This is a genomic window from Oerskovia sp. NPDC057915, from assembly GCF_042887685.1.
Lineage (GTDB): Bacteria > Actinomycetota > Actinomycetes > Actinomycetales > Cellulomonadaceae > Oerskovia.
Map to the genome: position 1 here is coordinate 25,520 of NZ_JBHVOS010000026.1, position 12,108 is coordinate 37,627.

Consider the following 12,108-nt stretch of genomic DNA (forward strand, 5'->3'; position numbering starts at 1 on the left):
CTCGTGCGCGCGAAACCCCGTCCTCGAAGGGCGGTCACCACGCGAGCGCGTCGCGCAGCTCGTCCTCGAGCCGCGTCGACAGCGCGAGGTCGTCACGCACCGCGGCGCGCTCGGCCACGGCACGGCGCGGACTGCTCGTGATGATGCCGTCGACGCCGCCGCGCAGCTGCGCGCGCATCGCGGCCGGGTCGTTGACCGTCCAGACGTAGACGTCGATCCCGGCCGCGCGAGCCTCGGCGCGCACGCGGGAGGAGTCGGAGGACTGCTCGATCGCCACGAAGTCGACCGGCAGGTCGCCCAGTGCTCCGCGCAGGAACGGGACGACGAGACCGACCTCGATCTCGGGTCCGAGGACCCGCACCTCGTCGACCTGCTCGGGGTAGATCGACTGGACGAGGTAGTCGTGGGCGACGCCCTGCGCCCGCAGGAGCGCGACGACGTCCGCGACGAACGTCGGCGTCTCGTGGCCGTGCGCCTTGAGCTCGACCAGGAGCGGCACGTCGAGCTCGCGCGCGCGCTCGACGAACTCCTCGAGCGACGGGATCGTCGCCTCGAACCCGCCCTGGCGGATCGTCGTCGAGGTCAGCTCGTCGAGGGTCATGGTGTGCACGGCACGGTCGGAGCCTGCGAGGCGGCGCAGGGTCAGGTCGTGGAAGACGACGAGCCCGCCGTCCGCGGCCTGGAGCACGTCGAGCTCGACGTGGTCCGCGCCGAGAGCCGCGGCCGACTCGAGCGACGCGATCGAGTTCTCGACGCCACCGCCCGGGTCGCCCCGGTGCGCGATCACCGCGCCGGGCTCCTCGCGCGCGAGCGTGGTCATCGCACGGGTGTTGGCCACCGTGAGGGCGAGGAGCACCAGCACGGCAGCCAGCCCGACGGCGGCGCGCACCGCACGCGGTCGGCCCACCAGGCCGCGACGAAGGACGGGCGGGACGCTCGGCTCGCGCACCGGCCCGGCGACGTCGTCGGGCCGCGGCACCCCGTGCTCCGCCGACACCGCGACCACGACCTGCGTCAGGACCGCCGTGACGAACCCCGCGAGCACGAACCCGACGACCTGCACGACCGTGAGCGTCGTCCCCGCGACCACGGGCGCGAGGCCTGGCGCGTGCAGGTCCGCGACCCGCGTCGGCACGAGCGCGAGGGTCACCACCCCTGCGGCGACCACGAGCACCGCCAGGCCCACGACCGCGAACGCACCGAGGAGGCGTGGCCACGACCGCCGGGTCGCGCGCCAGCTCGCGGCCATCGCTCCCGCGACGGACGTGTCGGAGGTCAGCAGGATCGCGAGCGTCAGCACCAGGCGGAGGTTGAGGAACAGGACGCCCGCGAGGAACACGAGGTAGACGTACAGGCCACCGTCGAACTTGAGGACCTCCCCGACGACGAAGTCCGGGATGGCGATGCCCCGCACGAGGAACGCCGCCATCCCGAACCCGCCCACCGGGACGAGCACGAAGAAGTACCCCACGAACAGCACGAGCTGCGGGCCGAGGAGCCGTCGGCTCGCGCGGACGAGGTCGTGCGCGACGCCGCGCGGCGAGACGGGCACCCCCGCTCGCACGCGCACGCCGATCGCGAGGAACGCTCCCTGCTGGACGAGGACCGTGACCGAGGCGACCAGCGCCAGCAGCACCAGCAGGAGCACCGCGCCCGGGCTGGACAGGACCCGTACCGCGTCGAGGTGCGTGAACGACGGGACACCGGCGACCGCGAGCGCCCGGTCGAACAGCCGCACCATGAGCGGGACGACGACCAGGGCCGTGACGCCCTGGAGGAGGACGACGGTCAGGAGGTAGGTCGGCAGGTGCGCGCGGACCGTGCGGGCCGCGGGGAGCAGCAGGCCGGGCCTCGCCCCGTCGTCGAGGGGGCGCGCGGCTGGTCGGGCGACGGAGGGCACGAGCGCAGCCTACGGGCGTGGCGCCCGGTGGCGGCGGGCGCAGCGGGTCGTCAGCCGCTCCGGCCGAGACTTCACCCGGCCGCCGGGTACGTGATGCGGGTGGTCGGGAGGGCGCCCGTCGGGCCACGGTCCGTCGGGACGCCCTGCGCCCGGACGGCCGCAGGACCGCCCTCACCCAGCCCGACGACGAGCTCGGTCACGAACGTGAGCACGATCAGCGGCAGCAGCAGGGGCAGCGCGACCAGCCCGATCCCGACCGCGCCGAGCACGCTGCCGGACGCGGCGGGCACCCAGCGGACGCGCTCGTCGCCGCCCGGGACCGGACGCGACTCGACCCCGGTCCAGAGGGCCAGGCCGAGCAGGACACCGAGCGAGGCGGCAGCCACGACGACGGCTCCCCCGAGCCACGGGCTCCCGTAGGTCCCCGCACCGGCCGCCCCCAGGCCCAGCGCGACGATCCCGGCGACCACCGCCAGCAGGAACACGACCGCGACCGGCAGGCTCCCGAAGATCCGGACCGCGGCCCACATGAGCCACCGCCGGACGGGGCCCGTGCCGGTCTCGCGCAGGGTGCCCCGGAAGAGATGGTCGGCGTCGCGGCGCGCGGCCCGCCTGCTGCTCGCGGGCCGGCCGGAGTCCGCGAGCGCCCGCGACGTCGCGTCGTGCAGGATCGCGGGGAGCGTCTGGCGACCGTAGCTCGCGACCACTCCCCACAACGGCATGGGCACCGAGGCGAGGTCGGTCACGAGACCGGTCGGGACCCTCTGCTCGACCGATCCCCGGTGCCACACCGGCCCGGTCGGTGTCCGCTCGTCCGCGGGACGCGAGGTGTACCCGAACGGGGTCAGGACCTCGAACCAGACCTTCCACCGACCCGACACCGGCAGCTGGCGCAGGTCGACCGTCGCGGCCGGGACCCAGCGGTCCAGGTCGCCCGCCAGCGGCGCGACGAACGGCACGGGGACCGCCTCAGCCGACCGGGGTGGGCGTGGACGCGTCCACGGTGGGCTCCGACGGGACCGCCGTCACCTCGTTCGTCACGCCGTACGGCACCAGGACGCTCGCGACCTCGCGCGCCACCGGGTCGAGGTGCCCGCGCTGGTCGTCGAAGAAGATGTGCGGGCGCAGGACGCGCAGCACGCGCCCCTTGTCGGCGCCGCCCAGGAAGAACGCGTCGTTGACGGTCACGCCCCACGAGCGCAGCGTGTTCACGGCCCGCTCGTGCGACGGGGCGCTGCGCGCCGTGACGATCGAGACGCGCACCCGGGGCCTGTACGTCGGGTCCTCGGCGACGCGCTCGTCCTCGCGGCGCTGGATCGTGCTCAGCGCGCGCAGGAACGGCAGGATCGGCCCCGCGTGGTGCTCGGTCACCTTGCGCGCGCTCTCGTACTGGTGGAACTGCTCGAGCCCGTCCGACTGGAAGATGCGCTCGGCGCTGTCGTCGGCGAGCACGCCGTCGAAGTCGAAGGCCACGCGCAGCTCGGCCGCGTCGTCGGCCGCCACCTCCGCCTCGCCCGCGGTGACGGGCGCTCCGGGCGGGTGCTCCGCCGTCGGGCCGGCTGCGGCGAGGTGCCCGACGGCGGCGCTCCCCAAGACCTGCCCGGCCGGGTGTCCCAGCGTGGTCGCCCTGCGCACGTCGCCCGCGTCCCCCGACAGGAAGAGCGAGATGTTGAGCGCCGGGATGTACGCGTACGGCGCGAGGCCCTGCGTGAAGATCGCCCGGCTGATGGGCAGCCCGTAGGCCGCGACCGAGCTCATGACCCGCAGCCCCGTCGACGGGTCGTTCTTGGACAGGACGAAGACCTCGACGAGAGGGTCCTGCGCGTCGGGCGACAGGTCGTTGAGACTCAGGAGGCGCTGGACGAACTCGAACGCGACCCCGCGCCGCAGCGTGCGGTCACGGTACCGGTCCTGGTAGGCGCGGTACGCCTCGATCCCCTGCTCGTCGAAGACGCGCTGGGACGTCGAGAGGTCGAACAGGGCGCTCGAGGAGACACCGACGACGAGCCGGTGGTCGAGGTCGTAGGGCGGCACGGCGCTCCTTCGTCGGGGACGGCAGGCGGTCAGGGCTGGTCGGTCGGTCGACGCACCGGGTCCTGCGGGTGGCGGCGACGGTACCGCACGACGCACTCCTTGCACATCGGCATGGTCGGCAGGCGCGCGGCCTCGCGCGGCGTCATCTCACCGATGACCTTCGCGCCGCACAGCCCCCGGTCCGGGTGCACGATGTGCCCCCACTCCGACTCCCAGCGGTACCCGAAACGGTAGGGCGGGCGCACCTGGAACTCCCGCACCTGCGGCGCCGACCGCAACGCCCTGGCCTTGTCGATGCCGTCCTCGCCGCCCGCGCCGTACCCGTGGGGCTGGCGCTGGCACACGTGCCGGACCCGGAACGGCATGGTCGGCCTGTACGCGAGCTGCGTGCCCGGCACCGCCCCCCGGTTCGACGTCAGGAACCAGCGCACCTCGTCCCCCGCGTGCACGCTGCGGACCTCGTCGAGGGCGAACGCCCGACGACGGCCGTCGTAGCACGGCAGCCACTGCACGTCGCCGCCGCACTGCTCGCAACGGCCCAGGCGGACCTCGCTCATGCGCGCAGGCTCGTGGTGTCGACGTGCATGCTGCCTCCGGTGATCGGTACGAGCGGACCGATGACACCCTACGTCGGGCGCGCACCCCCGGCGGCGGGACTGGGCCCTCCCCCGGCCCGCGGCTACCCCGTGACCGCGAAGAACCCGTGAGCGCCCCGCTCGGCGTCGATCATCGCGTGGCTCACGAACGGGTACCTGCCCGCCTCGGGGAACGCCATCTCGACGAACCCGCCCTGCGCGACCGCGAGCCCCAGCACCTGCGAGCCGCCCGCCTCGGCGTTGCCGGGACGCAACCGGTAAGCACCCTCGCTGAAGACCGTGTCGAACTGGCCCCCCACGACATGGAACGACGTCCCCCGGTTGGGCCCCGCAGGAAGCACCCACACGCGCACCCGCTCGCCCACGCGCGCCGGGAGCGGGTCCGCGTCGTACTGGTTCGCGTAGCCGTTGAACGCGACGACGTCGGGGTCACCCGTCGCGAGCCGGTCCATGTCGACCTCACCCCCCTGCGGGCCGAGGTAGTACTCGGACTGCACCAGCAGGTACTCGCGGTCGACCGGGGCGAGATCCGGCGGATCGATCACGACCGCACCGAACATGCCGTTCGCGATGTGCGCCGACATGGGCATGGTCGAGCAGTGGTACATCCACACGCCGGACCGGGTCGCGGTGAACGTGTAGGTCAGCTCCTCGCCCGGAGCGATCGTGCGCATCGGTCCGTCGGGCGCGAGGGCCCCCGCGTGGAAGTCGATCGAGTGCCCGATCGTGCCGTCGTTGACCAGCGTGATCTCGAAACGGTCCCCGACCTTGCCGCGCAGCGTCGGGCCGGGCGCCGTGCCCCCGAAGGTCCAGAGCCTCTGCGTGACCCCCGGCGCGACCTCGGTCACGACCTCCGCGACGGGAAGCCGCACCCGGTGCACGGTCTCGGCGCTCGCGGGCGGCAGCTCGGCCGGGTGCGCCGCGAAGTCCTTGCCCGGCGTCGCCAGGAGATCCAGGTCCTCGGCGGCGCTGGGCCCGGCGCCGCCGCTCGCGCCGCTCGCTCCGTGGTCCGTACCGGCCATGCCCTCGTGGTCGCCCGCACCCCCGGCGGGCGCTGCGGTGCCTGGCGCGGCGGCGTCCGGTCCCGCGGCGTCCGGCACGGCGCCCGCGCCCGTCGGCGTGATCGTCAGGACCATGCCCATCTGCCGGTGCCCCACGACCGTGCACCAGCCGTCGACCGGGCGCCCCACGACACCGACCTCGAACGTCTCGGTCTCCCCGGGGGCGATCCGACCGCTCGTCCGTCCGGTGTCGAGCGCGAGGTCGTGGACCGTGGTGTCGGTGTTGGTCACGACCAGGACCAGGGTGTCACCGGCGGGCACCTCGATCTCGCTCGGGACGAAGCGCATGTTCGCGGCCTCGACCTCGACCGTCGTGGTCCGGCCCGTCGCGGCGACCGTCCCCTCGGCACCGGCCGCCGCCGACGTCGCACCGCTCCCGGTACCGAGCGCGGCCGGGTCGAGGGCGACTCCCCCGGCCGCCACGAGCAGCAGCACGCTCAGCGCAGCCACCGCCAGGCCCTTGCGGCGCGGCCCCGTCACCGCTTCGACGGGTGGCGCCTGGCGACCACCGGCCCGGTCGTGCACCTCGCGCCCGAGCGCGTGGGCGGCTGCGACGTCGTCGGGAGTCGGCGGGACGAACGGGGTGCGACGCGCACGGCGATGAGCGAGCACCGCACCGACGAGAAGGGGCAGGAACGCCACGAGGGCACCCAGCGCGGTGAGCGAGGCGAGCACGTGCACCAGGCTCGGCGCGGGCAGCACGAAGAGCGCGAGCGCCCCGTTGAAGAGCACGACCCGCACGACGGCCCCCCGTTCGAGGACGGCCGTGGTCGAGCGCACGGCGGCGGGTCCCCCGCCCAGCACCACGGGCACGAGATAGGTCAGCGCCCCGAGCAGGACCTGGGCCGCGAAGCCCGCGACGAGCGGCACGGTCACGATCCCCCCGCGCACGGTCGCCGTCGCCCAGTCCCCGCTGAGCGCGAGCACGCCCGTCAGCGTCGCGAGCGACCCCAGGAGCCACCCGAGGGCGCACGCCGCCGACCACGTCGCGAAGGTGGCGGGCGGACGCCGTCGGGCCGCGGTCAGCAGGGGGCGGACCGAGACCAGGACGCCCGCGAGATACGTCGCCAGCCCGAGGGCCGCGACGGGCGGCACGGCGACCAGGACCCCGACGATCCCGCCCGCCAGCCCGACCAGCATCAGGACGAGGGTCGTGCGCGCGGCGCGCGGCGCGTCGTCGGCCATCCTGGTCCGCAGCATGGTCGGCCACAGCGTCAGGAGCGTGCCCATGACCGTCAGGCCCACGAACCCGAGCAGGTTGAACCCCGCGTGGGCCAGCACGACGCGTACGTGCCAGGCCTCGTCGAGACCGCGCGCGAGCGTCGCGCCGAGCCCCGCCCCGACCGGCAGGAGCCACGCCGCGGCGACGTAGAACGCGACGCAGACCCGGAAGCGGGCCGCCAGCGCACGGCGCGACTGGAGCCACAGGGCCGTGCCGTGCGCCGCGACCGCGATCCCCACGCCGACGGCCCCGACGAGCGTCACGACCCACGTCGCGGTCACCATGCCCGCGACCGTCGCGGCGACCGCGACGTTGAGGAGCACGAGCCGGGCGACCTGCCACCGCCGCGACGCGGGCGTGGCCCGGCGGCTCAGCAGCGCGTCGGTGAAGTGCTGGCTCCACACGCAGATCGCGTTCGTCACCGCGCCGAGCAGCAGCAGGTGCACGAGCAGCCAGGGCGAGGCGGGGATCCACCGGTGGCCGACCGCGACCACGACCGTCGCCAGCAGCCACCCGACCACGGGTGCGTTGGCACGCAGGTGCCACGCGCTGCGGTCGGACAGGGGACGCAGCGGGGCGGGGGCGGCGGACAGCTCGAGCTTCACGGGGCGGTCTCCTCGAGCAGGGCAGGCGAAGGCCCGACGGCGTCGCGCGGGTCGGGCGGGGAGGCGGCGGGCGCGGCGGAGCGCAGGTTCGCGCGGACCCCGACCGTGACCATCAGGGCGATGAACGCGAGCAACGACACGACGTTCAGGACACCGCCGACCTGGTGCGCGACGGGGAGGTCGCGCGCGTCGCCCAGGCCGAGCCGGACCACCAGGCCCACGTGCAGGAGCGCGGCCGGCCCGTACATCAGCGAGGTGTACGGCAGCCGGACCCGCAGCACCGCCGGCAGGATCACGGGCGCGTGCGCCATGATCATCGAGATCGTGAAGCCGAGGAAGATCGCGTGGATCACCGCGTCGTAGCCGGGGCCCGTGACCTGGCGCCCCGCGAGGAGCCAGACCGCACCCGCGACCGCGAGCCACGCGTAGGCCGCGAGCAGGCATCCGGCCATGTAGCGGGTGAGGCCTGTCGAGCGGATGGTGCGCCGCGCGACGTCGTGCGCGGCGAGCCAGCCGCACAGCGTCAGGACCGCCGCGCCCAGGATCGCGTAGCCGACGCCCGGCCACAGCAGCGAGGCCACGCACCCGACCGCGAGCGCCCAGCAGACCCACAGGACCATGTCCGCACCGCGCGCGCCCAGGAAGGCGACCCGCGCCAGCTCGAGCCGCTCGCCCGCGATCGTCGCCACCACGAAGCACGCGAGCCACGGCAGCACGTCCGCGACGCCCACCCCACCGAGCCACAGCAGCGCACCGCACGTCGCGAGCACCGCACCGAGGAGCTGGACGAGGACGGCGTCGTCGTGCTGGCGGCGCCACAGCGGGACGTACACCGCGCACAGCGCGGCGCATCCCGCGACGAGGAGCGCCTGCCCGACGACGAGGGGCGCGGGGCTGAGCAGCGCCAGCGCCCCCGCCCCCAGCAGGCCTGGGGCGACGAACCCCCAGCGGGTGCGCAGCGCGACGGCGCGTTCGAGGGCGATCACGGTGCCGACGAACCCCAGGACGAGCAGGACCCCGTGCACCACGGGCAGGCGCTCGGTCGTGACGGGAGCCGGGAGGTCCAGGAGCAGCAGGGCCGCGTCGAGGCCCGCGAGGAGTGCGAGACCGGCGGGCAGGACGAAGACCGCCCGGCGCATCACGAGCGGCCTCGCGCACCGGGCCGTCGGCCGGCCGGCGTCCCACGCTCGGCCCGCAGGTGCAGGCGGCACGCGCCCGGCTCGGCGAACGGCAGCAACGACGTTCCCTCGCGCGGAGCCCCCAGGCGTTCGAGCGCCCCCTGGGCGAGCCCGAGGTGCACCGAGCAGACGACCTCCGGGTTGCGGTACGCGGCCTCGAGCAGCGGGCACCGGGTCAGTGCGACCGAGGCTGCGTCGTCGTCGGCCACGGGTGCGAAGCCGAGCCTGTCCAGCAGGGCGACGACCTCGTGGCGCGCGGCGCTCGCGACGTCCGGGCTGGGTACCCCGCCGTCGGCTTCGCCCGCTCCGTCCGCGCCGCCCTTGCCGCCCGGTGGCGTCGTCGAGGGATGGCGGGCGGCGCCGTCGGCTCCCTCGCCGTGCGGCGCGTGGCCGCGCACGCCGGACGGGTCGTCGTGCCCTCCGACGAGGTCCGCGCCCCACGCGCGGCCCGCTGCCAGGGCGTCGCCGACCGGGTCGGCGCTCGACCGGGCGATCTGGGCCGCGAGCGCCGAGGCGAGGCCCGCGTACTCGACGGCGCCTGCCGTGGTGGGTGACTCCGTGGCCGGTGAGTAGAGCCTGGCCGGGCGCCCGCGCCCGTGCGCGGGAGCGTGCTCGCTGGTCGCGAGCCCGGCCTCGACGAGGCCTTCGAGATGCTCGCGCACGGTGTTGGTGTGCTGGTCGAGCGCCGTCGCGACCGAGGCGACCGAGCAGGGCTCGGGCTGGGCGGCGAGGACGTCCAGCACCGCGAGCCGCGCCCTGGACAGTCGGGCGGGGCGGACCGCGCGCCGGGTCGGCGGGGGTCCGTAGCCGGGGCGCGGCGAGGTCGCTCGTCCTGCCGGGGGGAGAGGCTCCGTATTTTCCACGGAATAAAGTGTACTAATGTCGGAGGCGTTCAGGAACCACGCCTCCGGAGGTCCACCGTCATGAGCAGCATCGTCCTGGCCACCTCGGCCGAAGACTCACGTGCGGTCGAGGCCGTCGTCGCCCACCACACCGAGATGAACGGGACCCTCGGCCTCCTCGTCGAAGCACTCGTCCAGGCCGCCGAGGCGGGCGACGCGCCGGCCGCCGCGACAGCCCACCGACGGCTCGTCGACTGGACCCGCGCCGACCTCCTGCCGCACGCCCAGGCCGAGGAGGCGGCCATGTACCCGCACGCGCACCGCGACCCGCAGGCCCGCCTCCTCGTCGACGCCATGATCGCCGAGCACGGCGTGATCGGCGGCCTCGTCGACTCGCTCGCCGACGCGACCGACCCCGTGCGCGCGGCAGCGCTGGGGCGCGCGCTCCAGGTCCTCTTCGAGGTCCACATGACCAAGGAGAACGACCAGGTCCTGCCGCTGCTCGCCCTGTCCTCGGACGTCTCGCTCGCGGGCGTCCTCGACGGCATGCACGAGCTGCTCGGTGGGCACTCCCACGGGACCGAGGGGGCCGGCGCGCCGGAGGCGAGCGGTGGTTGCGGGTGCCGCGACGGAGGCTGCGGAGGTGGCGGTGGGACGGCAGAGGTCTCGGCCGCACCTGCACCTGCCCCTGCCCCGGAGCGGCACTCGTGCGGCTGCGGCGGGCACGACGACGCCGGGAACCTCCCCGTCCTCGACGCCCGCGCCGTGCCCCACGCGATCCGGCACGCGACGATCTTCGGCGCGCTCGACGGCGTCGCCCCCGGCGCCGGCATGGTGCTGCTCGCCCCGCACGACCCTCTGCCGCTCCTGGCCCAGGTCGACGCCCGCTGGCCGGGCACGTTCACCGTCGACTACCTGGAACGCGGCCCCGAGACGTGGGCGCTCGCGTTCACGCGCTGACGCCGGGTCCCGTCGGCCGCACTGGCGCGGAGAGCCGCACCGGTGGCCCCCACGGACCCGCAGTGCCACGATCGGCCTCATGGGCACGAACACCACCGGATGGACCGAGGGAACCGTCGAGGTCGACGGGCATCCCGTCTTCTACCGGCGCAGCGCGGACGTCCCCGGCAGCCTGCCGATCGTCCATGTGCACGGCTTCGCGATCTCGGGCACCTACCTCCTGCCGACGGCGCGCAGGCTCGCGTCCCGGGGTGCGAACCTGGTGCCCGACCTGCCCGGCTACGGCAAGAGCGAGAAGTGGGACTTCACCCTCGGCATCCCTGCCCTGGCGCACGCGCTGCTCCGCATCCTGGACGCCCTCGAGCTCGAGAAGGTGGTCCTGGTCGGCAACTCGATGGGTTGCCCCATCAACCTCGAGGTCGCGCACAGCGCACCGGACCGCGTCGACCGGATCGTCCTCGTGTCGCCCGCCGGCGGGGTCCACAACCAGGGGCTCGCGCGGGCCGTCCGGCAGCTGGCGATGGACGGCCCGCGGGAGAGTCGTCAGATGGCCCGCGTGGCGGTCCCGGACTACGTGCGGTTCGGACCGATCAACACGTTCCACCTGTTCAGCGAGCTCACCCGGTTCCCCTCCTTGGAGCGCATCGTCACGTCGGCCGTGCCGACGCTCGCGGTCATCGGGAGCCGGGACCCGCTCATGCCGCCCCCCGCGCGGGTGCGTGAGGTGAGCCGCCTCGCGGGCGACCAGATCACGATCGCCCTCATCGAGGGGGCCGCTCATGCCATCAACTTCAGCCACCCCGGCGAGCTCGCGCACGTCATCGGGTCCTGGTTGGACGGCGTCGAGATCGTCGACGACCCGGACTCCCCCGGTCTGACGCGCGTCCTGCAGCTGCCGCGCACCTAGTCGGGGCCGGCAGCCTCGCCCGGGTCGACGTGGTCGGTCAGGAGGTCACGAAGCCTGTGGCCCGACGATCGTCTCGACCAGGAGCTCGTGGAGCCGTGGGTCGGCGAGCGGCCGGAAGTGTCCCGGGGTCTCGAGCACGACGTCGTGCGCGCCGTCGAGGAAGCTGCCCGCAGGGATGTGCGGGTCCCACCGGCTGTGCACCGAGGTGATGCGTTCGTTGACGGCGCGCTCGGCGGAGAGGGCGACGATCGTCGCGTCGCTCGGGACGAACGCGCGGATCGAGGGCTGGACGAACCAGCGCGCGTAGGCCGAGCCCGCGAAGGGCGTGTTGATCGCGATCATCGACGCGATCCTCCCGCCCGGGCTCTCGCGCACCATGGCGAGCTTCCCGATGAGCCCGCCCTTGCTGTGCGCGACGACGACGACGTCGCGCAGGTCCTGCTCCCGGAGGTACCGCGCGAGGAGGACGGCACCGTCGGCGACGGGGCGACGGTTGTCACGGAGCTCCGGGAGCACGTGCACCGCGACGCCATGGTCGCGCAGGAGCGTGGCCAGGGGCAGGAGGAAGTGCCAGGACTCGTACACCCCGGGGACGAGGACGACGGGTGGGCCGACCGGACGGTCGGGTCGGCGCAGGTCCTCAGGTTCCACCCGGGCCATGAAGCCGGTCGCCTGCCAGCGCAGCACGCAGGCGTAGTCGCGGACGCGCCACCAGGTCTGTCGCGGGCTCAGGCCGAGACGCTGGCCCAGGTCCCGGCTCCCGTCGCGCATGGTTCCCCTGTCGTCGTCACCTGCGGTCGCCG

10 protein-coding genes are annotated in these 12,108 nt (G+C 74.7%); 2 read left to right on the forward strand and 8 right to left on the reverse strand.

Annotated elements, in window-relative coordinates:
* Positions 1-34: 34 nt before the first annotated feature.
* The 7 genes from ACFVQ3_RS16210 to ACFVQ3_RS16240 form a co-directional block, all read right to left on the reverse strand.
* On the reverse strand, positions 35-1,900 hold the full coding sequence (locus ACFVQ3_RS16210) for a glycerophosphoryl diester phosphodiesterase membrane domain-containing protein (RefSeq protein ID WP_387641117.1): 1,866 nt from the start codon (positions 1,898-1,900) through the stop codon (positions 35-37).
* A gap of 71 nt (positions 1,901-1,971) precedes the next feature.
* Complete coding sequence (locus ACFVQ3_RS16215) at positions 1,972-2,859, reverse strand: DUF1353 domain-containing protein (RefSeq protein ID WP_387641119.1); 888 nt, start codon at positions 2,857-2,859, stop codon at positions 1,972-1,974.
* A gap of 10 nt (positions 2,860-2,869) precedes the next feature.
* Positions 2,870-3,934 carry a 5'-nucleotidase gene (locus tag ACFVQ3_RS16220; RefSeq protein ID WP_387641122.1) on the reverse strand — a complete coding sequence of 355 codons (1,065 nt, stop codon included), beginning with the start codon at positions 3,932-3,934 and terminating at the stop codon, positions 2,870-2,872.
* Positions 3,935-3,963: 29 nt separating this feature from the next.
* Positions 3,964-4,491 (reverse strand): hypothetical protein, encoded by a 528-nt coding sequence (locus tag ACFVQ3_RS16225; RefSeq protein ID WP_387641124.1) that lies wholly within the window; start codon positions 4,489-4,491, stop codon positions 3,964-3,966.
* Between the two features lie 122 nt (positions 4,492-4,613).
* Positions 4,614-7,418 (reverse strand): multicopper oxidase domain-containing protein, encoded by a 2,805-nt coding sequence (locus ACFVQ3_RS16230; RefSeq protein WP_387641126.1) that lies wholly within the window; start codon positions 7,416-7,418, stop codon positions 4,614-4,616.
* Positions 7,415-8,557: a hypothetical protein gene (locus ACFVQ3_RS16235; RefSeq protein WP_387641129.1), complete on the reverse strand. Its 1,143-nt coding sequence runs from the start codon at positions 8,555-8,557 to the stop codon at positions 7,415-7,417. Before ACFVQ3_RS16235 ends, ACFVQ3_RS16230 begins: the two co-directional genes overlap by 4 nt.
* The gene (locus tag ACFVQ3_RS16240; RefSeq protein ID WP_387641131.1) at positions 8,557-9,459 is read right to left on the reverse strand and encodes a helix-turn-helix transcriptional regulator; all 903 of its coding nucleotides are present in this window, start codon (positions 9,457-9,459) and stop codon (positions 8,557-8,559) included. Before ACFVQ3_RS16240 ends, ACFVQ3_RS16235 begins: the two co-directional genes overlap by 1 nt.
* A gap of 60 nt (positions 9,460-9,519) precedes the next feature.
* Between ACFVQ3_RS16240 and ACFVQ3_RS16245 the strand changes: the two genes are divergently transcribed.
* Together ACFVQ3_RS16245 and ACFVQ3_RS16250 are read left to right on the forward strand one after the other, a co-directional pair.
* Positions 9,520-10,398, forward strand: a complete 879-nt coding sequence (locus ACFVQ3_RS16245; protein ID WP_387641135.1) for a DUF2249 domain-containing protein — start codon at positions 9,520-9,522, stop codon at positions 10,396-10,398.
* 79 nt (positions 10,399-10,477) lie between these two features.
* Complete coding sequence (locus ACFVQ3_RS16250) at positions 10,478-11,305, forward strand: alpha/beta fold hydrolase (RefSeq protein ID WP_387641138.1); 828 nt, start codon at positions 10,478-10,480, stop codon at positions 11,303-11,305.
* Between the two features lie 45 nt (positions 11,306-11,350).
* On the opposite strand, the gene ACFVQ3_RS16255 is transcribed toward ACFVQ3_RS16250, so the two are convergent.
* On the reverse strand, positions 11,351-12,076 hold the full coding sequence (locus ACFVQ3_RS16255) for an esterase/lipase family protein (protein WP_387641140.1): 726 nt from the start codon (positions 12,074-12,076) through the stop codon (positions 11,351-11,353).
* Positions 12,077-12,108: the final 32 nt, after the last annotated feature.

Coding starts and splice junctions, on each gene's coding strand:
- ACFVQ3_RS16225 (WP_387641124.1), bottom strand. CDS start 4,491: ATGAGCGAGGTCCGCCTGGGCCGTTGCGAGCAGTGCGGCGGCGACGTG.
- ACFVQ3_RS16235 (WP_387641129.1), bottom strand. CDS start 8,557: ATGCGCCGGGCGGTCTTCGTCCTGCCCGCCGGTCTCGCACTCCTCGCG.
- ACFVQ3_RS16245 (WP_387641135.1), top strand. CDS start 9,520: ATGAGCAGCATCGTCCTGGCCACCTCGGCCGAAGACTCACGTGCGGTC.
- ACFVQ3_RS16250 (WP_387641138.1), top strand. CDS start 10,478: ATGGGCACGAACACCACCGGATGGACCGAGGGAACCGTCGAGGTCGAC.
- ACFVQ3_RS16255 (WP_387641140.1), bottom strand. CDS start 12,076: ATGCGCGACGGGAGCCGGGACCTGGGCCAGCGTCTCGGCCTGAGCCCG.